We start from the raw sequence: 20,729 nt of genomic DNA, 5'->3' as shown, positions 1-20,729 counted from the left end.
CCCGATGATAGTTGTCAACCCACCTAAGGAGCAAATGTGGACAAACAAACATTAAGTTATAAAGACGCTGGCGTTGATATTAATGCAGGCAATGAATTAGTTGATCGAATTAAACCTCATGTAAAACGTACTCGCCGCGCCGAAGTGATTGGCGGATTAGGCGGTTTTGGTGCGTTATGTGCAATTCCGACCAAATATAAAGAACCAATTTTGGTTTCCGGTACTGATGGCGTAGGCACAAAACTTCGTTTAGCGATTGATCTTCATAAGCATGACACCATTGGTATTGACTTAGTGGCTATGTGCGTTAATGACTTAATTGTACAAGGTGCTGAACCACTGTTTTTCCTTGATTATTATGCTACTGGCAAACTTGATGTTGACGTTGCAAGCGATGTAATCAAAGGGATTGCTGACGGTTGTGAACAATCTGGTTGTGCATTGATTGGCGGTGAAACAGCAGAAATGCCGGGTATGTATCACGCTAACGATTATGACCTTGCCGGTTTCTGTGTTGGTGTTGTGGAAAAAAATGAAATCATTGATGGTAGCGCAGTACGTGTTGGTGACGCATTAATTGCTTTAGCCTCTTCTGGCCCACACTCTAATGGCTATTCATTAATCCGCAAAATCATTGAGCTTGCAAAAGTTTCACCAGCAGAAACATTACTCGATGGAAAACCATTAGCTGATCATTTACTTGCTCCAACTAAAATTTATGTGAAATCTATCCTTCAGTTAATTAAACACGTTGATGTACACGCTATTGCACATTTAACTGGTGGTGGTTTCTGGGAAAATATTCCTCGTGTATTACCTGATCATGTACGTGCAGTCATCAATGAGAAAAGCTGGCAATGGCCATCAGTATTCCGTTGGTTACAAGAAAACGGTAATGTTGATACTTATGAAATGTATCGTACTTTCAACTGTGGTGTTGGTATGGTGATTGCTTTACCACAAGAAGATGTTGAAACTGCTCTAGCTTTATTAGCGCAAACTGGTGAAAAAGCGTGGGTGATTGGACAAATTGAACACCTTGAACCACAAGAAACTCAACAAGTTGTGATTCGCTAATGAAAAAAAGAGTTGCTGTTTTAATTTCTGGTGAAGGACAAACGTTACAAGCGATTATTGACGCTTGTAACGCTGGTCAGCTCAATGCTGATATTGTTACAGTGATTAGCAATAAAGCCAGCGCCTATGGCTTACAACGTGCAGCAAAAGCTAATATTCCTACCCACGTTTTTGTGCGTAAAAATTTTGCTGACAACCAACAAATGGATCAAGCCATTGGTGATTTACTGGCTGAATATCAAGTTGATTTAATTGTCTTAGCCGGTTATATGAAGATTCTTACCGCTGAATTTACACAACGTTTTACTGGTAAGATATTAAATACTCACCCATCTTTATTGCCAAAATATCCTGGTTTACATACTTATCAACGTGCTTTAGAAAATAAAGATACAGAGCATGGTTTTAGTGTGCATTTTGTCAATGAAGAAATGGATGGAGGACAGTTAGTCTTTCAATTCAAGTTACCAATCTTACCAGAAGATACGGAAGAGAATTTATCGACTCGAGTGAAGCATTACGAACAATACTACTATCCGCAAATTATTAATTGGTTTGTTGAACAACGCTTAGTATTTCGCGATCAAGCCTATTTCGATAACCAACCATTAACAACACCGATTATTAAAACCTTAGCAGATGCAGAATAATGCAAGTTATTCTGCATAATTCTTAAAATAGCCGATAGCCCCATAAAAATGTTCATCAATAAAGAGTAACGGGATACGTGTTCTCTGCCACGTTGGCACTTTTAATTTTTGCCAAACTTTTTTGATGTCAGTATGTTTTGCTTGCGGAGCAATTTTTACTCTCTTTGAATAATGAAAACGAATAGTCATCTGTTGAAAATTCACTGGTGGTAGCACAACGAATTGATGTTGCTGCCAACTCAATAGCAAACCTTGATCAGATTGTTCACAGCTAATTTCACCTAAACCATCAGGTAATAATAAAGTTTGCCCAATCGCTAATGGCAATATCTGTTGCTGTAATGATTGATAGATCGGTGTTAAATATAGCTGCTCCTGAAAGCGACGTACCATTCGATTATTAAGCTGTAATTCTGGTTGGCGATCTTGTTCTGCTGCCACCACTTCATCCAACAAAACTTGCAACTGTTTTTGTGTCGGCATTGGTTGCTGCCAATGCGCTAACCATAACCGCAATAATTGTTTTTGTTTTTCTCTCGAATAATCAGCAAACTGCTGCAGATGAAAACAACCATTAGCGGACAAATGTTGTAACAAAATCGGTTGTAATAGCTCTTCTAATAATTGTTGCTGTTCCGCACATAATTGAGCAGAACGAACGATCGCTTGATCAATACTATGCCAACGTGCTCTTAATAATGGCAACACTTCATTGCGTAAGAAATTACGTTCATATCTCGTATCATCATTACTTTCATCGAAAATGGTCACTAATTGATGTTCAGTAATATATTGCTCTAATTGAGATCGGGTAATCCTTAACAGAGGGCGAAAAATCGGCAGTGAAAATAATTGTGTTTGTGCTGGCATTGCCGATAACCCTTTCACGCCACTACCACGTTTTAGCGCTAACAGAAAAGTTTCGCATTGATCATCTAAATGATGAGCCGTAACCAATATTTCATTCGCTTGTAATTCTGCTTGAATAGCTTGATAACGCGCTTTTCGTGCTTCCGCTTCAATATTTGCTGATGACGCTAATTGCACTTTTTGGGCAATAAAAGGAATCTTAAATTGTGCACAAAATTGCTGGCAATGTTCTAGCCAATGATCAGCATTAACACTTAGTCCATGATGAATATGAATAGCTCGTAGTGGAAAATCATAACGTTGGCGTAACTCAACAAACAGGTGCAATAATGCTGTTGAATCTACACCACCACTGAAACCAATTAAAAACGCCTTGTTCTGCAAGGCGTTTTCGTTAATTTGTTTAATTAATTCATCAATCAATGAACACATATGATTAAGCAATTTTTACCGCTTTATATTGGCTAATTGGATTTACAATATAATTCCGCGCTGGAATGATTTGTAATTCATATTTTTGCGACTCTTTAGTTACAGTCATCACATCATTAACCGCATTTGCTGTATGCTCAAAAGCCTCAATCTCTGATTTTCCATTCAATAGATTAGCTAAGAAAATTGCACTGGTCATATCGCCAACACCGACAGGATCGCGACCAACAAACTCATGCAACGGACGGCTAATATGCCACATTCCTTGCTGGGTAGCTAACACCATTTCAAATTTATTTGGATCTTGTCCCACTTTACTTAAATGTTTCACCAACACTGTCTTTGGCCCTTTCGCCAAAATCGCTTCTATCGCTGCTAATGCTTGGCTAAAGTTTTCTACCGTTAAACCGCTTAACTCACGCAACTCCACCAAATTTGGCGCAATAATATCAGCTTGGCTCATTGCATCACTGACTAAAAATTCTGCAACACCAGGCGCCACTACACAGCCTTTATCCGGATGCCCCATCACTGGATCACAAAAATAGATCGCATTTGGATTGGCTTTTTTGACTGCATTTACTGTATTTAAAATTTCTTGTCCTTGCTCCGCCGCACCAATATAACCTGATAACACTGCATCACATTCTGACAACGCGCCAATATCCGCAATCCCTTGCGTGATTTCAGCAATCTGTTCTTTTGGAATCACCATGCCTTTCCAACGTTGATATTGGGTATGGTTAGAAAACTGCACCGTATTTAATGCCCAAGCATCTACACCTAATAAGTGCATCGGCAATACTGCCGCTTTATTTCCCGCATAACCATATACGACATGAGATTGTATTGATAAAACATTCTTCATTACAATTTCCTACTAACAATAACCGTAACTCATCAATCTTTGATAACGGCGATCTAGAAGCTCTTCGTGACCTAATAATGCCAACTCTTCTAAATCAGTTTTAATTTGTGCTTTTAAATTTTCTGCCATTTGTTCAAGATTACGGTGTGCACCGCCAAGTGGCTCTTCAACAATGCTGTCAATTAATGATAATTTTTTCAAACGATCCGCTGTTAATCCCATTACCTCAGCAGCAGTTGAAGCTTTATCCGCTTTTTTCCACAAAATAGAAGCACAACCTTCCGGAGAAATAACAGAATAGGTACTATATTGCAGCATATTCACTTTATCACCGACGCCAATCGCCAACGCACCACCGGAACCACCTTCACCAATTACGGTACAAATAATTGGCACTTTTAACATCGACATTTCCCGTAAATTACGCGCAATCGCTTCTGATTGTCCGCGCTCTTCTGCACCAACACCCGGATAAGCTCCCGGTGTATCAATAAAAGTAATAATTGGCATCTTAAAACGCTCTGCCATTTGCATTAAACGTAACGCTTTACGATAGCCTTCCGGCGCTGGCATACCAAAGTTACGTTTTACTTTTTCTTTTACTGAACGCCCTTTTTGATGACCGATTACCATCACTGGACGACCATCTAAACGTGCAATACCACCTACAATCGCTTTATCATCAGCAAAAGCACGATCACCTGCCAACTCTTCAAATTCAGTAAAAATATGTTCAATATAATCTAATGTATAAGGACGTTGTGGATGACGTGCCATTTGAGAAACTTGCCAAGCCGTTAAATCTGCAAAAGTTTTTCTCGTTAATTCTTCACTTTTCTTCTTTAAACGAGCAATTTCTTCGTCAAGATTGATTTTATCATCTTGCCCAGATACCGCGCGTAGTGAGTCAATTTTTGCCTCAAGTTCGGCAATCGGTAATTCAAAATCTAAAAAATCTTGATTCATATTGTTCCTTTTTATTTGTTAATGAAATAAGCGACAAAATAATGCCGCTTATTCTATGCTTTTTTTTACTGAATTGCAGTGTTTTTCTATTTTCGTAACTCTTCTTTACTATTCATTGAAGCAAAAAGCGTTGCCAAAATCGGCCCTGAAATATTGTGCCAAAAACTAAACACCGCGCTTGGTACTGCAGCAATCGGATTAAAATAAGCCGTTGCCAATGCAGCACCCAAACCAGAATTTTGCATTCCTACTTCAATCGCAATCGCTTTGCTATCTGCTAAATTCAACTTAAAGAGTTTCGCTACTAAGAAACCAAGCAAATAACCTAAACCGTTATGTAACACCACGACAAAGAAGATAAATAAACCAGATTCAATAATTTTATCTTTGCTGACTGCTACTACTGCAGCCAAAATCAACACGATTGCAATAACTGAAACTAATGGGGTACAAGTGCCTAATTTCACCATTTGTTTCGTTAATAATGTTCTAGCAAGAACACCTAAGAAAACTGGGAATAACACAATCTTCAATACAGAAATAAACATTGCATAAGCATCAATATCCAACCATTGACTCGCTAATACATAGAATACCGCTGGAGTTAAGAATGGTGCTAATAAAGTGGAAACAGAAGTACAAGCTACAGATAACGCCGTATTTCCTTTCGCTAAATAAGTCATCACGTTAGATGAAGTACCGCCTGGGCACGCGCCCACTAAAATCACACCAACAGCTAAATCAGGCGGTAAATTAAAACCTTTTGCTAATGCATAAGCAATGCCCGGCATCACCACAAATTGTGCTACCACACCAATAAAAACAGCTTTTGGATGTTTTACTACTTCACTGAAGTCTTGTACTGTTAAGGTAATTCCCATACCAAACATCACAATTCCCAATAAATAAGGCACATAAGCAACAAACCCGGCGAAAAAACTTGGAAATTGATAAGCTAGGAAGGCAAAAAGTAATACCCAGATTGAAAAAGTTTTGCCAGCAAACTGGCTGATTTTTTGTAATGTTTGCATAATTTTTATCCTTAGATACTGCTAAATTATTATTTAATTAGTAAAAGCTCTAAGAATTTACCGCTTTATTGAAAATTTTCAATCGATTTATCACTTTTTTTTAGAAAAAAGAAAAGGCGGGGAATCCCTTCCTCGCCTTTTCACTACTACAAATTTACTTTCTACTCTACTACTACTCGGACTGCACACTCACTCTATGCCGACCTGTGTTGAATAGTAGCAGATTATTTTTTAATGTCAATAAGAATTATTCTCATTTATAAAATTATTCACCAGACACTTTCATATTTTCAATTAAAATAGAACCAGTACGAATATTTGAACGCTCTTCTACATCATCCGTTACCGCAATAATCTGTTTTAACATCTCCGGCAAACTGCCTGCGATAGTAATTTCTGCTACTGGAAATTGAATTTCACCATTTTCCACCCAAAATCCTGCAGCACCACGCGAATAATCTCCTGTTACCAAATTAACACCTTGTCCCATCAATTCAGTAACCAATAACCCCGTTCCCATCTGTTTTAGTAAGGCAGCCAAACCACCAGCACAATTCGGTTTCACCAACCAATTATGAATACCGCCAGCGTGTCCTGTTGTCTGCATACCCAATTTTCTGGCGCTATATGAAGTCAATAGATAAGTTTGTAACACGCCATCCGTAATAATTTCCTGATCGCGTGTCATTACGCCTTCACTATCAAATGGTGTTGAAGCTAATTGTCCTAATAAGTGCGGTCTTTCACTAATTTGGAACCAAGATGGTAAAACTTGTTGCCCTAATTGATCTAATAAAAATGAAGATTTACGGTATAAAGATCCACCACTAATCGCCGAAGCTAAATGCCCGATAATACCGGTTGCCACATCATTCAAAAAGATCACCGGCACTTGTAATGTGCTTAATTTCTGCGGATTTAAACGTGCTAATGTCTTTTTCGCACAATTTTCTCCAACCCATAATGCAGATTGAAGATCAGCAAAATTTCTAGAAATGGTATATTCATAATCGCGCTCTAATGCCTGATTTTGTTCAGCAATCACACTACAAGAAAGCGAATAACGTGACGATAAATAGCTATTCAACACCCCATAAGTATTGCCATAAACGCGAATGCCTTCACTTGAATTAAAGCTAGCTCCCTCACTATTAACAATTTTAGCATCATAATCTAACGCTGCTGTTTCCGCAGATAATGCCAGTTCCACCGCACGATCAACCGAAATATCAGTTGGATGATAAAGCTGTAAATCTGGCGGATTAAATGCCATTAACTCTTTTGGTGCCAAACCTGTACAATCATCTTCCGAAGTATATTTCGCAATAGATAATGCTGATTCTACTGTACGTTTAATCGCCTCATTGCTTAAATCCGAAGTCGAAGCATTGCCCTTTTTATTCCCTACATAAACAGAAATCCCTAATGCACCATCATTATTAAATTCTAAATTTTCAATCTCTTTTAAACGGGTAGAAACACTCAAACCTGTTACTTTCGTGATACTTACTTCCGCAGCTGCGCCGGCTTGAGCCGCTAGTGATAAAGCGTAATCGACCGCATTACAAAGATGCTGTTGCTGTTGTAGAAAATCTTGTTGTTTTTGTTGCGTCATCTTCTTCTCTCTTTCGCACTTTTTTATCAATGGAAAAGGATTATATAAAAAATCACAGATCTTCTGCTAGAATGTAGCGCCATATTTCACATTATTACCAATAGGAAAACGGAAATGCGACATAAAAATAAAGAGTTAGAGTGGCAAGAAGAAGATGATGAAGAGATCATTTGGGTGAGTAAAAGTGAGATTAAACGTGATGCCGAAATGTTAAAACAGCTCGGACAAAAAATCGTTGATTTACCAGAAAGTTCGTTAAATCAAATTCCATTAGATGATCAACTCGCCGACGCAATTCAATTGGCCAGACGTCTTTCTCGTGAAAGTTATCGCCGTCAAATTCAATATATTGGCAAATTATTACGGCAACGTGATGTTGAACCCATTCAAGCTGCATTGGATAAAATTGAAAATAAGCATAATCAGCAACAAATTTTATTACACAAAATTGAAGCTTATCGTGAAGCTTTATTAAGCAATGGTGATGAAACTATTACCGAATTGCTTAATGAGTATCCAACATTGGAACGCCAAAAATTACGTGCATTAATTCGTAATGCGCTAAAAGAAAAGGAAAACAATACTCCACCAAAAGCATATCGTGAGATTTATCAATACCTTAAAGAACATATTTTGGATGTATAGGTTTTTGTTATCAAAAATAAAGGTGTTTTCTTTCAAAAAATTTGTTAAGATTTTGGCCGTTTTCGGTACTTATATGACACCGTTTATTAACATTTTTTAACAACAGAGGATGAAATTATGGCTTTCAAATTACCTGAATTAGGTTACGCTTATGACGCTTTAGAACCACATTTTGATGCGTTAACTATGGAAATCCACCATAGCAAACACCACCAAGCTTATGTGAATAATGCAAATGCTGCATTAGAGGGTTTATCACAAGAATTACAAGATATGTGCCCAGGCCAACTTTCTTCTAACTTAGATAAAGTACCAGCAGAAAAATTTACTGCATTACGTAACAACGCTGGTGGTCACTTCAACCACTCTCTTTTCTGGAAATCATTGAAAAAAGGTACTACTTTACAAGGTAAATTAAAAGAAGCGATTGAACGTGATTTTGGTTCTGTTGACGCATTCAAAGCGGAATTTGAAAAAGCTGCTGCAACCCGTTTTGGTTCTGGTTGGGCATGGTTAATCGTGAAAGATGGTAAATTAGCAGTTGTTTCTACCGCTAACCAAGACAACCCATTAATGGGTAAAGAAGTTGCTGGTTGCGAAGGCTTCCCACTTGTAGGTCTTGATGTTTGGGAACACGCTTATTACTTAAAATTCCAAAACCGTCGTCCAGACTACATCAAAGAATTCTGGAATGTCGTAAACTGGGATTTCGTAGCTAAACGTTATGAAGATCATTTAGCAAAATAATTTAGCTTGTTTGCCAGAAAGCCGCACTAAAGCGGCTTTTTTTATGCTTACAACAGCAGCTAATTTTGCAATATTTGTTATTTTGTCGATCTACTGCACAAAATTCTGCTTACAACCAACAAATAACCCAATAAATTTACTAGCATAACGCACCACAAATCAGTAAAATTCGTGCTTTTTATAATCACTACATTAAGCACACTCCAGCCATAATGTGTAATAACGAGGCGATTTATTTATGTCAACAACTGAAAAGACCAATTTATTAAATTTAACACGTCAAGATATGCGCAACTTTTTAGCAACACTTGGCGAAAAACCTTTCCGCGCTGATCAAATTATGAAATGGATTTATCACTACGGAGAAGATAATTTCGACAATATGACCAACATTAACAAAGTGTTACGTGAAAAATTAAAACAAGTTGCCGAAATTAAAGCACCAGAAATCGCCGTAGAACAACGTTCTTCTGACGGCACTATCAAATGGGCTATGCAAGTTGGTGACCAACAAATTGAAAGTGTTTATATTCCGGAAGCGGATCGAGCAACACTTTGTGTATCGTCACAAGTTGGCTGTGCATTAGCTTGTACATTCTGCTCTACCGCTCAACAAGGTTTCAACCGCAATTTGACTGTTTCTGAAATTATTGGACAGGTATGGCGTGCTTCTAAAGTATTAGGAACTTTTGGCGAAACTAATGTTCGCCCAATTACTAACGTAGTAATGATGGGAATGGGCGAACCCTTATTGAATGTCAGCAATGTAGTTCCGGCAATGGAAATTATGCTCGATGATTTTGGTTATGGTTTATCTAAACGTCGCGTAACGCTTTCCACTTCCGGCGTCGTACCGGCATTAGATAAATTAGGCGAGATGATCGACGTTGCATTAGCAATTTCTCTACACGCGCCAAACGATCAATTACGTGATGAAATCGTACCACTAAACAAAAAATATAATATTCAGACCTTAATTGATTCTGTTAATCGCTATTTAAAAATCTCCAATGCCAACCATGGTAAAGTCACCATTGAATATGTGATGCTTGATCATGTTAATGATGAAATTGAGCACGCACATCAATTAGCGAAAGTATTAAAAAATACCCCTTGTAAAATCAATTTAATTCCATGGAATCCGTTCCCGGAAGCGCCGTACAACAAAAGTTCTAATTCAAGAATCGATCGCTTCCAAAAGACCTTAATGGAGTATGGTTTTACAGTGATCGTGCGCAAAACACGTGGTGATGATATTGATGCGGCTTGCGGACAATTAGCGGGCGATGTAATTGACCGTACAAAACGTACTGCACAAAAACGTGCCTTTGGTAAGGCAATTGCTATTAATCAATCTTAAACTTAAAACAAAATAAGTGAGGAAAATATGTTATCAATCTCTTCTTTATCTAAATTAGCCATCATATTTTTCTCACTACTCTCTCTTTTTTCTTGTAGCTCCTCACCTACCAAACAACCGACCAGCGGTAACGCAGCGGCAGCAAAAACTCGAGTAGAATTAGGTCTTGCTTATCTAGCTCAAGGTAATTTAGCACTTGCCAAAGCGAATTTAGATAAAGCTCTACAACACACACCAAATGACTATTTACCCTATCTTGGTTTAGCATATTTTTATCAACACACTGCACAAAACCAACAAGCAGATCACTATTACCAAAAAGCACTACAATTAGTGCCAGACAATGGCGACGTCTTAAACAACTACGCCACTTATCTCTGTAATCAACGTCAATTTGAGCAAGCTTTCCAATTTTTCGACAAAGCCTTAGCCAGTAAAGCCTACTATCATTTCGCTGATACCTACGAAAATATTGTGATTTGTGCCTATCTCGCCAATGATCAGCAGAAAGTAAATACTGGGCTTATGCAGCTAAAAAAATATGCACCCGAAAAGGCAGAAGCGTTGCAACAACGGATAAAAAATTAATAAGAATTGCAGTGAATCTCTTGTAAGTGTTCCACTCTTGTTATTCATTCCTGTATAATAGCCCAACGTTTAACGAGTAACTGATGGCAGATTATTGCCATCACTCAAGATATTATCCTATTCAACTACAATTAACTTTTATTATGGTTCAAGAACAACTCTCTAATAGCGTAAATTTAGGACAGCAATTACGCCAAGCTCGTGAAAAATTAGGGCTAACCATTGAAGAAGTCGCAGAAAAAACGAATCTTAAAACAGCGGTATTAACACAATTTGAAAATAACGAATTTACTATTCCACATATCCCGGCAACCTTTGCGCGCGGCTATCTTCGCAGTTATTTAAAATTTCTCAAACTACCTGCGGAATTAATCCAAACACAAACTGTATTTGGCGAAGAAGTAAAAAATGATTTAAATAAAAATCATCGCACTAAAAATTCAGTGAATCGTTACGTATCTCACCACCATTGGCTACGTCCACTAAGTTGGATTGTACTGATTGTAATTATTGGCATGACCGTATTATGGTGGTGGCAAGATCATCAACGTTCTAACAGCGAAAGGGAAACTTTTGTTGAAGAGCACAAAACAACTGAAACTGCAGCGAATAATCAGCCAGCTCCGGCTACTGATACTTTAACCGCTCCAGATGCGACTAATAACGCTAACAATTCAGCACAATCGACTGCCGATGCTACCGCGGAACAACAAAATAACGCCGTAGTAGAACAAATTACTAGCGATAATAATGCTGCGCCACAAGCAGCCGCACCAACAGACACCACGAAAAGTAATGATAGCAACATTACTTATCCGAACACTTCTACCGAAGCATTAACTACCGAAATGAATAAAATTGATGGCACAGCAACATCAGCTACTGCGGCAACAACGACACCAAACCAAAATGCCCCAGCTGCAACTGATGTTATTCCAAACAATTTAAAAATTGAAATTACCGGTGAAAGCTGCTGGCTAAGTGTAAAAGATGTTAATCGTAAAACTTTAGCGGAACGTGAATACCGTCAAGGTGAAATTCTTGATTTAACAGGTGAACCGCCATACTCACTAATTATTGGCGCACCACAAAATGTAAAAATTACTTATCAAGGACAAGATGTTCCACTAAAAATTGATGGTCGTGTTGCTAAATTAACACTACCAGCACAACAATAAATGAAATCAATCAAAATAAGAATTTAAGCTATGTTAAAACAATCACCTATTCAACGTAGAAAATCAACTCGCATTTATGTTGGTAATGTGCCGATTGGCGATGGTGCGCCTATCGCCGTACAATCAATGACCAATACTCGGACTACCGATGTCGAAGCAACCGTCGCACAAATCAAAGCATTGGAGCGTGTTGGCGCTGATATTGTGCGCGTTTCTGTACCAACAATGGATGCAGCAGAAGCTTTTAAATTGATCAAGCAACAAGTCAATATACCGCTTGTTGCCGATATCCATTTCGACTACCGTATTGCGTTGAAAGTCGCTGAATATGGCGTCGATTGCTTACGTATTAATCCGGGTAATATCGGACGTGAAGATCGTATTCGTGCCGTTGTCGATTGTGCCAGAGATAAAAATATTCCAATTCGTATCGGCGTAAATGCCGGTTCTTTAGAGCGAGATTTACAAGAAAAATATGGTGAACCTACACCAGAAGCATTATTAGAATCCGCTTTACGTCATGTCGATATTCTCGACCGTTTAAACTTTGATCAATTCAAAGTGAGCGTAAAAGCTTCCGATGTCTTTCTTGCCGTAGAATCTTACCGCTTATTAGCAAAACAAATTAAACAGCCATTGCATTTAGGTATTACCGAAGCTGGCGGCGCAAGATCCGGTGCGGTAAAAAGCGCTATCGGTTTAGGTATGTTGCTTGCAGAGGGAATTGGTGATACTTTACGCGTTTCGCTCGCTGCTGATCCAGTAGAAGAAATTAAAGTCGGTTTTGATATTCTTAAATCATTACGTATCCGTTCTCGTGGAATTAACTTTATCGCTTGCCCAACTTGTTCGCGTCAAGAATTTGACGTAATCGGTACAGTTAATGCATTAGAACAACGCTTAGAAGATATTACGATGCCGTTAGATGTTTCAATTATCGGCTGTGTGGTAAATGGGCCGGGCGAGGCTTTAGTATCCGATCTTGGCGTTGCTGGCGGTAATAAGAAAAGCGGCTTTTATTTAGCTGGCGAACGCCAAAAAGAACGTTTTGATAATGATCAGTTAATCGATCAACTAGAAGCACAAATTCGCGCACGTGTCAGTGCTTTAGATCCGAAAAATCAAATTAAAGTAGAACAAATTTAACTTAAGTAATTTAAATAGGAAATTAACGTGGCAAAAACAATTCAAGCAATTCGTGGAATGAATGATTATCTGCCGAGTGATACACCGCTCTGGCAATGGGTGGAAAATAAAGTTAAACACCGTTTAAACAGTTACGGTTATAGCGAAATTCGTATGCCGATTGTTGAATCTACTCCACTTTTTGCACGTGCTATCGGTGAAGTCACCGATGTGGTTGAAAAAGAAATGTTTACTTTCAATGATCGTGATGAAGAAAGTTTAACTTTGCGCCCAGAAGGAACCGCTGGTTGCGTCCGCGCAGGTATCGAACATGGTTTGCTCTATAACCAAGAACAACGTCTATGGTATATCGGGCCAATGTTCCGCTATGAACGCCCACAAAAAGGTCGCTATCGTCAATTCCATCAATTTGGGGTAGAAGTTTTTGGTATTGCCAATCCATTAATTGATGCTGAATTAATTATTATGACCGCAAAACTTTGGCAAGATCTTGGCATTGCGGATCACGTACAACTACAACTCAACTCTATCGGTTCATTAGAAGCACGTAAGAACTACCGCGCTGCGTTAGTCGATTATTTACAAGGACATTTCGAGCTTCTTGATGAAGATAGTAAACGCCGTTTAACCACCAATCCATTACGAATTCTTGACAGCAAAGATGCGAAAGTACAAGAAGTGTTAAACGATGCACCAAAATTACACGACTATTTAGATGATGATTCACGTCAGCACTTCGAAACCCTATGCAGTATTCTTGATCAATATGGCATCAAGTATGAAATCAACCAAAAATTGGTGCGTGGCTTAGACTATTACAACAAAACCGTATTTGAATGGGTAACCAGTGCGTTAGGTGCGCAAGGTACCGTTTGTGGCGGCGGTCGTTATGATGGTTTAGTAGAGCAACTTGGCGGACACGCTACACCAGCAGTCGGTTTTGCGATGGGCTTAGAACGTTTAGTACTATTAATTCAAGAAGTGGTCGCCGATTTACCAATCAATCCAAATGTGGATATTTATATTGTCCATCAGGGCGATAACACTACATTACCGGCGTTACAAGTCGCAACACAAATTCGTGATCAATTGCCGCAAACAAAAGTGTTATTACATTGCAGCGGCGGTAATTTCAAAAAGCAATTTAAGCGCGCTGATAAATCTGGTGCAAAATTTGCTATTATCCTTGGCGAAGATGAAGTTGCTCAACAACAAGTCGTCATCAAAGATCTTCTCAGTGGTGCAGAACAAGTAACCTTACCAATGAGCGAGATAATTAACTATTTAACTCCATTCTATCAATCTCATTAAGGAGAGAAATTGTGGCTTATACAACAAGTGATGAACAACTACAAATAGAAGAAATTAAGCAGTGGTGGAAAGAAAACGGTAAGGTGATTATTCTGGCAGTGATTTTGGCAATTGCTGGTGTATTTGGCTGGCGTTATTGGCAAAGCTACCAACTTAGTAAGGTACACCAATCTTCAGCAAACTTTAGTCAAATTTTGGCAGCAACTGAAGCTAATCCAACTGCGGATAATCCGCAATTAACGCAATTTATTAAAGAAAACCCTGATAATGTTTATGCGACTTTCTTGTTACTAGATAAAGCAAAAAGTTTAGTCGATGCAAAACAATGGGAAAAAGCCGCTGCTACATTAACAGAAGCATTGGGTAATACCAAAGACGCCGCTTTATCGTCATTGATTTCATTACGTTTGGCGAATGTACAAACGCAATTAAAGCAATTTGATGCCGCTTTAGCGACTTTGAATAAAGTTTCTGAACAAGCGTGGCAAGGTCGTAAATCAATGTTAATGGGCGAAATTTACTACGCTATGGGTAAAAAAGAGGAAGCGAAAAAAGCGTTTGAAACCGCATTAACTACTGCTAATCCGTTAGAAGCTCAATGGCTACAAGTTCAATTAAATAATCTTTAATTCTTTATTGCTAAATTCCCCTCTTTATTTGCTTAAAGAGGGGAATTTTTTATCTAAGATTTAGGCTTGTCAAAAACTTCTATAAAATAGCTTTGGGTTCCCTCTCACTCTTGCCCGAATGCAAATAAGATTTTCAGGCAAAAAAAGCTGTCAATTTTTCGAGCTGGCGAGAAAAATCTCTTTTTTTGCCGCCCGGAAAATCTGTAGTGATCCACTAATTTAACAGTCCCTGATAGGTTGTTTTGCGAAAACGGGTGGTAATCCCTGATTGTAAGCATGAGGACGAACAGTATTATAATAAAATACATAATTCTTAATGTCCTCCTTCGCTGCCGACAATGAAGCATAACCCCCTTTTAACATCCATTCATATTTAAAACTTCTAAACCAACGCTCCATCGGCGCATTGTCCCAACAATTACCTCGACGACTCATACTCTGGATTAATCCATGACGTTTCACACATTGCGTAAAGGGATAACTCCGATAAACACTCCCTTGGTCTGAATGAAATATCATCTCTTTTGTCCTTGCTGTCGTTAGCATCGCATGATTTAATGCCTCTACCACTAAATCTGCATTATGCTCTCTTTGCAATCGCCAACCGACTACTTGACGATGAGCTAAATTCAGCACAACTGCAAGATAATGCCATTCTCCATTCACCTTAAGATAGGTTGTATCACCACACAATACGGTGGTCTGGGCATCTGGAGTAAATTGGCGGTTTAACAGATGATTAAATGGCATCGTTTGTCCCTCAGCAAATGGATAAGAATAACGTTTCTTCGGTTGTTTACTCTCTAAACCTTGTTGCTTCATCAATTTACGGATAAGCGCTAATCCTACCTTAATCCCTTTATGCTGTAATCTCGCTTTCAATGTCCGTTTACCTGCTGAACCTCGACTTTCATCAAATAATGCCTTTATTTCTAACGATAAACGTCCATATTTGTTTGGCTTGCTACCCTGTCTTAACTGGGCATAATAGGCACTTTCTGATACCTCAAACAACGCACACACCCGTTTGATACCATACGATTTTAATGCCTTTATCGCTTGGTAGCGGCGTTGTCGAGAGACATAAAAATCGCTGTAGCCTTTTTTAGGATTTCTTTGTCCTCTTCGAGTATTTTTATCCGTTTCTCCAGTTCCCGTATGCGTTGTTGTTCGGGGGATATCGGCTTGCTGCCTGGTAATACATAACCTTGTTGTTCTGCTTGTACTTGTTTTACCCAACGACGTAATGCCGTTTCTCCTATCCCTAATTCCAAGCACGCTTGTGGGATGGAATAACCTTGTTCGGTCACCAATTTTACTGCCGCAGCTTTATATTCTGGGCTAAATGTTCTTCTCATTAAATTGTCCTCTTTTTGTGATAGTTTACCACCTATTGAGGACTGCGGAATTAGTCTACCACTACAGTAATACCATCACCACCTTTTCCACCAGTAACATTAGCTTTAATAATCAGTTCTAAATTAGTATTAGTATCTTGTATTGCTGGTTTTAGTGCAGGTTTACCATCTACATCTCCAGGCTTACCAGGCTCTCCTGGTTCCCCTTCACAATTAGCCGTAATTATAAAAGGATTTTGCGAACCATCAGGCTGCGGACATTCTGCAGCCCAAGCTGAGTTAGTAAAAGTAAAAAGAATAGCAGTGGTGAAAAGCGTTAAAGGAAATTTAAGAGAGGAAGAAAATAATAAATCATGCGTTAAAAATGCTTGTGGGGGGGGGGTAATTTGATTATTGACAACAGTTTTTACAGTGCTGCTTTTACCTTTGGCACGAGTATTTTCTGAAGCACATTGCCATAACTGCTTAACGGCATTCCAAACTAAACGATAGGTATGATTCATAATAGCTCCTTATGTTGTGTTACTAAATTAACGGTAAAAAAGAAAGGTTAGCTTGCTTTGCTGTCACTTTAAGAAACAAACAAAAACTCACTGAACGTTATCATACTGCTATTTTTCGCTTTTTTGTCAATTTTTTTATAGAAAAACGATCTTTTTTAAATTTTTATGGATTGGTTCACATTTTATTCATTCTGCAATCGCAAAAACGGTAACAATAGTAAAGCAATCACCGAAGCGGAACAGGTGATCACGACAAAAAAGCCTGTCCAGTGAAATGATTGAGTGACTAACGCGAGTGGATAACCTGCTAATGCTGCGCCAAGATAGGCAAATAAACCAACAAAACCAGTTGCGGCACCTGCCGTTTTTTTATGTGAACACTCTGCTGCCGCCATTCCAATCAGCATTTGCGGCCCAAACACAAAAAAACCAATCGCAAAAAAGACCGCCCCTTGCAACACCATCTTTTCTTGTGTCATTACCCATAGCGCTAGAATTGAACAGAAAATCCCAATAGCAAACAACAACGCCATTGGGCCACGATTACTCGAAAATAGGCGATCCGATCCCCAACCTGCCACCAACGAGCCAACAAAACCGCCTACTTCAAACAACGCCACAATACTATTAGCGTCCACAATATCGTAATGATATTTCTCGGTAAGATAGATATTGCCCCAATCGTTAATGGCGGTACGCACGATATAAACTAAGGTATAGCTTAAAGCTAATAACCAGATATATTTATTGAAAAAGACATAGCGGCGTAAAATTTGCTGCCAATTGAGATCGGTGCCTTCACGCTCTTGCGCCAGTTCTAACTGATCGTTACGCCATTGCCCAATACTCGGTAAGCCCATTGATTCTGGTGTATCTCGTAAGCGTAAAAATAGCAATAAGCCAATTACAATCGCACAAATTCCCGCCATTACAAAGCCATGCCGCCAACTATAATGCAGCGTTAAATAGCCAATAATCAGTGGAATTAACGCACCGCCGACATTATGCGCCGTATTCCAAATTGACCACCACAAGCCACGTTCTGTTCTAGAATACCAAGTGGTTAATAACTTTGAGCACGCAGGCCAGCCCCAACCTTGAAACCACGCATTAATTACCCACAAACTAATAAACATAAATAGCGAACTGGACAAACCAAAAAAGATATTGGTTACACCAGTTAAGATAAGCCCAATTGCCATAAAATAGCGTGGATTAGAGCGATCGGAAAAAACACCTGAGAAAAATTTGGAAATTCCATAGGTAAGGTAAAACAGCGTAGTCATTAAACCAATATCGCTTTTATCGATTCCTAAATCAGTGATCAACGCCGGTACCGCATAATTAAAACTTTTACGGGTAAAATAGAAGCCGGCATAGCCAATATACATTGCGATCATCAGATGAATACGCCAATAACGATAAAGTTGATCTTGTTGTTGCTGATGTTGCTGCATAATTACACCCTAGGTAGCGTGATTTGAATGGTGGTGCCATGTTGTTGCGGCGTTTGCACTAAGGTTTTGGAATGTAACGAAAATTCTCCACCTAACATACTCACGCGCTCCTGCATTCCACGAATACCAAACCCAGAATCGGCGATTTTATTTCTATCAAAGCCAATGCCATTATCCGCAATCGTTAGTAAAATTTTGTCGCCAATAATCACTGTCATCGACACCTTGCTCGCTTGTGCATACTTAACAATATTGGTTAGGCTCTCTTGGCATAACCGATAAATAGTAATTTCCAACACGTGATCCAAAGCGATGTGATCCGTTTTTTGCCACTGAAAATCTACCTCAATCCGATGGCTGGCAAAATCCAATTCGATAATCAGATTTTGTAATGCTTGTTGTAGATCTAAATCATCTAATAAACGGGGACGAATTCGGTTTAATAAACCTTTCATCGTGTCATAAATATTGAGCGAGAGTTGCTCGACAATATTGGCAACGCGCAGTTGTTGAACACGATCATCAATCCGTTTCAAAATATTGGCTTGGGTACGAATCGCGGTAATGTTTTGCCCAATTTCATCGTGTAATTCACGCGAAATATCTTTGCGAATCGCCTCTTCCGCATTGATCAATTGACGAGTGAGATATTTATTTTTCGCTAATTCTAATGACAGACTATGATTAAGATCACGCTGATGCTGAATCGCTAAACCAAGAAAAATCCCAGTAATGGTTTGCGCCGACAAAGTCAGCAACAGATCGGTAATTTCCGAGTTAGAAAAACTATGCGCAGTACCAATTAAGGCAATACTATTTAATAGCGTCCCCAATAACGCACCTTGCCAACCATATTGGAACGCCAGCAAAATAATCGGAATTGAGAGATAAAATAGTGCGAAACGGTTAAAAGTTTCAGGTAATGCCGTCTGAATTAAGATATTTAATAGAAATAGAATAATGTAAATCAGAATATGCTTACTTCTTAGAATCACCGGTTTATTCACCAACGCAGCTGTTAATGGCAGCCATTTAGTACCAAATAAAAAGTTACTAATCAGGTAACAAGCCGGAATTAATAAAATAGCGGCAGCAAAGCTAATTAAAAAGATAAAGTAGAAAGGTTGATCCTGTACCACTATACCATTGATCAAACTTAATAATAGAATCAACAAGAGTTGTAATAATAGGCGTCTAAATTCCGTACCAACATAGTAATTTTTGAAGATCAGTAAAATCGGCAAGCTGAGGACGCTCAATAAAATAATCGTGGTGTAACTATGTTCAGGATAAGAAGCGATTAATAACAACAGTACGCTATATTCTGCGCAATATACAGCGCCCCAATATTTTTTCGCAGTATGAATTAAAATACCGCTGCGTAAGGCGAATGGAAAAAAGAGAAAAGCGATAACGGAATCTGCCAATAGGTAATCGGAAATTACCCATAAGCAAAAATAGGTGCAAACAATCAGAAACCAGCTATATAGCGCAGTAAATAAGGTTTTCATAATTTCTGTTGATTAAATAAATTCGCTAATTCCACATTATTTTTTACATTGAGTTTGCTCATTGCATTCGCACGATGCACATGTACCGTTTTAAAACTAAGATTAAGTTTTTCTGCAATCTCTTTGGCATCTAGCCCGGATACCAACATCTCACAAATTTCTTGTTCGCGTTTGGTCAGTTGGAAAAAGTGGTTTTGTTGTTTTGCCGCAACTAATTTAATGGTTAATTCAGGCATTAAATAGACACCGCCGGCATAAACCGTTCTCACTGCTTGAATTAATTCATCTGGGCTGCAACGTTTACTTAAATAACCTTTGGCGCCTAACTCCAACGCTTTTTTCACGATGACTTCTGAATCATTTACACTCAACATAATGCAGTGAATAGTGCTAGGAATATCTTTCAATAAGTCTAAACCGCTCTCATCAGGCATTGAGATATCAATAATACAAACATTCGGTTTTAATCTTGGTAAGCCTAAACGGGTTTCTTTGACTGAACCAAATTCACCGACAACTTGGATATCCGGTTCTAGGGATAGCAATTGGGCAAAGCCAGAGCGGACAATAATATGGTCATCAACCAATACAACATCGATCATCTTGTTCACCTTTTTGGAAAAGGGGCTATTCTACACTAGGATAAAAAATATGCAGTAGTTAATTTTGTTTAATCGGTGATTTATTGTTGTTATTAGAAATACTTAGAACGGCAAAAAGGCAGAGGGTTAGAGAAATTGGCAAAATCTATATACATCCATTTACTGTCCACTATCTTCAAATAGAA

21 protein-coding genes are annotated in these 20,729 nt (G+C 38.6%); 10 read left to right on the top strand and 11 right to left on the bottom strand.

All coding sequences use genetic code 11. From position 1 onward, the window contains the following. Positions 1 to 36 precede the first annotated feature (36 nt). Together purM and purN are read left to right on the top strand one after the other, a co-directional pair. On the top strand, positions 37 to 1,077 hold the full coding sequence (purM, locus tag NYR30_RS03345) for a phosphoribosylformylglycinamidine cyclo-ligase (protein WP_066109037.1): 1,041 nt from the start codon (positions 37 to 39) through the stop codon (positions 1,075 to 1,077). Continuing rightward, a complete protein-coding gene (gene purN / locus NYR30_RS03340) occupies positions 1,077 to 1,727 on the top strand; it encodes a phosphoribosylglycinamide formyltransferase (protein WP_066113219.1) in 651 nt (216 codons plus the stop codon). Before purM ends, purN begins: the two co-directional genes overlap by 1 nt. 6 nt (positions 1,728 to 1,733) lie before the next feature. Here purN and tilS read toward each other — a convergent pair whose 3' ends face one another. The 5 genes from tilS to pmbA all read right to left on the bottom strand — a co-directional run bounded on the left by tilS (position 1,734) and on the right by pmbA (position 7,509). Beyond that, the gene (tilS, locus tag NYR30_RS03335) at positions 1,734 to 3,029 is read right to left on the bottom strand and encodes a tRNA lysidine(34) synthetase TilS (RefSeq protein ID WP_066113252.1); all 1,296 of its coding nucleotides are present in this window, start codon (positions 3,027 to 3,029) and stop codon (positions 1,734 to 1,736) included. A gap of 4 nt (positions 3,030 to 3,033) precedes the next feature. Next, positions 3,034 to 3,897 carry a pyridoxal kinase PdxY gene (gene pdxY, locus NYR30_RS03330; protein ID WP_302501872.1) on the bottom strand — a complete coding sequence of 288 codons (864 nt, stop codon included), beginning with the start codon at positions 3,895 to 3,897 and terminating at the stop codon, positions 3,034 to 3,036. A 12-nt stretch (positions 3,898 to 3,909) separates the two neighbouring features. Beyond that, positions 3,910 to 4,863 (bottom strand): acetyl-CoA carboxylase carboxyl transferase subunit alpha, encoded by a 954-nt coding sequence (accA, locus tag NYR30_RS03325; protein ID WP_066109048.1) that lies wholly within the window; start codon positions 4,861 to 4,863, stop codon positions 3,910 to 3,912. A gap of 86 nt (positions 4,864 to 4,949) precedes the next feature. Continuing rightward, the gene (locus NYR30_RS03320; RefSeq protein WP_066109051.1) at positions 4,950 to 5,894 is read right to left on the bottom strand and encodes a bile acid:sodium symporter family protein; all 945 of its coding nucleotides are present in this window, start codon (positions 5,892 to 5,894) and stop codon (positions 4,950 to 4,952) included. A 265-nt stretch (positions 5,895 to 6,159) separates the two neighbouring features. Further along, on the bottom strand, positions 6,160 to 7,509 hold the full coding sequence (pmbA, locus tag NYR30_RS03315; protein ID WP_066113217.1) for a metalloprotease PmbA: 1,350 nt from the start codon (positions 7,507 to 7,509) through the stop codon (positions 6,160 to 6,162). A gap of 114 nt (positions 7,510 to 7,623) precedes the next feature. Here pmbA and yjgA point away from each other — a divergent pair, with 114 nt between their 5' ends. The 8 genes from yjgA to NYR30_RS03275 all read left to right on the top strand — a co-directional run bounded on the left by yjgA (position 7,624) and on the right by NYR30_RS03275 (position 15,113). Next, entirely contained in the window at positions 7,624 to 8,154 is a 531-nt protein-coding gene (gene yjgA, locus NYR30_RS03310; RefSeq protein WP_066113215.1) for a ribosome biogenesis factor YjgA, read from the top strand. Between the two features lie 117 nt (positions 8,155 to 8,271). Further along, positions 8,272 to 8,901 (top strand): superoxide dismutase [Mn], encoded by a 630-nt coding sequence (gene sodA, locus NYR30_RS03305; RefSeq protein WP_066109060.1) that lies wholly within the window; start codon positions 8,272 to 8,274, stop codon positions 8,899 to 8,901. A gap of 238 nt (positions 8,902 to 9,139) precedes the next feature. Further along, on the top strand, positions 9,140 to 10,261 hold the full coding sequence (gene rlmN, locus NYR30_RS03300; protein ID WP_066113213.1) for a dual-specificity RNA methyltransferase RlmN: 1,122 nt from the start codon (positions 9,140 to 9,142) through the stop codon (positions 10,259 to 10,261). A gap of 27 nt (positions 10,262 to 10,288) precedes the next feature. Continuing rightward, positions 10,289 to 10,849 carry a type IV pilus biogenesis/stability protein PilW gene (gene pilW / locus NYR30_RS03295; RefSeq protein ID WP_066109066.1) on the top strand — a complete coding sequence of 187 codons (561 nt, stop codon included), beginning with the start codon at positions 10,289 to 10,291 and terminating at the stop codon, positions 10,847 to 10,849. Between the two features lie 83 nt (positions 10,850 to 10,932). Next, positions 10,933 to 12,027, top strand: a complete 1,095-nt coding sequence (locus NYR30_RS03290; protein WP_302501866.1) for a RodZ domain-containing protein — start codon at positions 10,933 to 10,935, stop codon at positions 12,025 to 12,027. A 30-nt stretch (positions 12,028 to 12,057) separates the two neighbouring features. After that, positions 12,058 to 13,173, top strand: coding sequence for a flavodoxin-dependent (E)-4-hydroxy-3-methylbut-2-enyl-diphosphate synthase (ispG, locus tag NYR30_RS03285; RefSeq protein ID WP_066109069.1), 1,116 nt, complete (start codon positions 12,058 to 12,060; stop codon positions 13,171 to 13,173). Between the two features lie 27 nt (positions 13,174 to 13,200). Continuing rightward, positions 13,201 to 14,484 (top strand): histidine--tRNA ligase, encoded by a 1,284-nt coding sequence (gene hisS / locus NYR30_RS03280; protein ID WP_066113212.1) that lies wholly within the window; start codon positions 13,201 to 13,203, stop codon positions 14,482 to 14,484. A gap of 11 nt (positions 14,485 to 14,495) precedes the next feature. Then, complete coding sequence (locus NYR30_RS03275; protein ID WP_066109077.1) at positions 14,496 to 15,113, top strand: YfgM family protein; 618 nt, start codon at positions 14,496 to 14,498, stop codon at positions 15,111 to 15,113. Positions 15,114 to 15,332: 219 nt separating this feature from the next. Here NYR30_RS03275 and NYR30_RS03270 read toward each other — a convergent pair whose 3' ends face one another. From NYR30_RS03270 to uhpA, 6 genes are all read right to left on the bottom strand, one after another. Beyond that, on the bottom strand, positions 15,333 to 16,169 hold the full coding sequence (locus tag NYR30_RS03270) for an IS3 family transposase (RefSeq protein ID WP_302502438.1): 837 nt from the start codon (positions 16,167 to 16,169) through the stop codon (positions 15,333 to 15,335). Next, positions 16,166 to 16,471: a transposase gene (locus NYR30_RS03265; RefSeq protein ID WP_302500332.1), complete on the bottom strand. Its 306-nt coding sequence runs from the start codon at positions 16,469 to 16,471 to the stop codon at positions 16,166 to 16,168. Before NYR30_RS03265 ends, NYR30_RS03270 begins: the two co-directional genes overlap by 4 nt. Before the next feature lie 50 nt (positions 16,472 to 16,521). Further along, positions 16,522 to 16,974, bottom strand: coding sequence for an ESPR domain-containing protein (locus NYR30_RS03260; RefSeq protein WP_302501865.1), 453 nt, complete (start codon positions 16,972 to 16,974; stop codon positions 16,522 to 16,524). A gap of 182 nt (positions 16,975 to 17,156) precedes the next feature. Further along, entirely contained in the window at positions 17,157 to 18,431 is a 1,275-nt protein-coding gene (locus NYR30_RS03255) for an MFS transporter (protein ID WP_066110117.1), read from the bottom strand. A gap of 2 nt (positions 18,432 to 18,433) precedes the next feature. Continuing rightward, positions 18,434 to 19,942 (bottom strand): signal transduction histidine-protein kinase/phosphatase UhpB, encoded by a 1,509-nt coding sequence (gene uhpB, locus NYR30_RS03250; protein WP_066111297.1) that lies wholly within the window; start codon positions 19,940 to 19,942, stop codon positions 18,434 to 18,436. Continuing rightward, on the bottom strand, positions 19,939 to 20,544 hold the full coding sequence (gene uhpA / locus NYR30_RS03245) for a response regulator transcription factor UhpA (RefSeq protein WP_066110121.1): 606 nt from the start codon (positions 20,542 to 20,544) through the stop codon (positions 19,939 to 19,941). The genes uhpB and uhpA overlap by 4 nt, the downstream gene beginning before the upstream one ends. Between the last annotated feature and the right edge of the window lie 185 nt (positions 20,545 to 20,729).

The organism is Gallibacterium salpingitidis (assembly GCF_030517105.1).
In the GTDB taxonomy this organism is placed as follows: Bacteria; Pseudomonadota; Gammaproteobacteria; order Enterobacterales; family Pasteurellaceae; genus Gallibacterium; species Gallibacterium salpingitidis.
The sequence above is the reverse complement of the archived record's forward strand: the minus strand, read 5'-3'. Positions and strand labels throughout refer to the sequence as shown.

Excerpts from the sequence above, each read along its gene's own strand:
- NYR30_RS03255 (WP_066110117.1), bottom strand. The coding sequence starts at position 18,431 with ATGCAGCAACATCAGCAACAACAAGATCAACTTTATCGTTATTGGCGT.
- uhpB (WP_066111297.1), bottom strand. The coding sequence starts at position 19,942 with ATGAAAACCTTATTTACTGCGCTATATAGCTGGTTTCTGATTGTTTGC.
- sodA (WP_066109060.1), top strand. The coding sequence starts at position 8,272 with ATGGCTTTCAAATTACCTGAATTAGGTTACGCTTATGACGCTTTAGAA.
- rlmN (WP_066113213.1), top strand. The coding sequence starts at position 9,140 with ATGTCAACAACTGAAAAGACCAATTTATTAAATTTAACACGTCAAGAT.
- pilW (WP_066109066.1), top strand. The coding sequence starts at position 10,289 with ATGTTATCAATCTCTTCTTTATCTAAATTAGCCATCATATTTTTCTCA.
- purN (WP_066113219.1), top strand. The coding sequence starts at position 1,077 with ATGAAAAAAAGAGTTGCTGTTTTAATTTCTGGTGAAGGACAAACGTTA.
- tilS (WP_066113252.1), bottom strand. The coding sequence starts at position 3,029 with ATGTGTTCATTGATTGATGAATTAATTAAACAAATTAACGAAAACGCC.
- accA (WP_066109048.1), bottom strand. The coding sequence starts at position 4,863 with ATGAATCAAGATTTTTTAGATTTTGAATTACCGATTGCCGAACTTGAG.
- NYR30_RS03260 (WP_302501865.1), bottom strand. The coding sequence starts at position 16,974 with ATGAATCATACCTATCGTTTAGTTTGGAATGCCGTTAAGCAGTTATGG.
- NYR30_RS03290 (WP_302501866.1), top strand. The coding sequence starts at position 10,933 with ATGGCAGATTATTGCCATCACTCAAGATATTATCCTATTCAACTACAA.
- NYR30_RS03265 (WP_302500332.1), bottom strand. The coding sequence starts at position 16,471 with ATGAGAAGAACATTTAGCCCAGAATATAAAGCTGCGGCAGTAAAATTG.
- NYR30_RS03320 (WP_066109051.1), bottom strand. The coding sequence starts at position 5,894 with ATGCAAACATTACAAAAAATCAGCCAGTTTGCTGGCAAAACTTTTTCA.
- ispG (WP_066109069.1), top strand. The coding sequence starts at position 12,058 with ATGTTAAAACAATCACCTATTCAACGTAGAAAATCAACTCGCATTTAT.
- yjgA (WP_066113215.1), top strand. The coding sequence starts at position 7,624 with ATGCGACATAAAAATAAAGAGTTAGAGTGGCAAGAAGAAGATGATGAA.
- pmbA (WP_066113217.1), bottom strand. The coding sequence starts at position 7,509 with ATGACGCAACAAAAACAACAAGATTTTCTACAACAGCAACAGCATCTT.
- uhpA (WP_066110121.1), bottom strand. The coding sequence starts at position 20,544 with ATGATCGATGTTGTATTGGTTGATGACCATATTATTGTCCGCTCTGGC.
- pdxY (WP_302501872.1), bottom strand. The coding sequence starts at position 3,897 with ATGAAGAATGTTTTATCAATACAATCTCATGTCGTATATGGTTATGCG.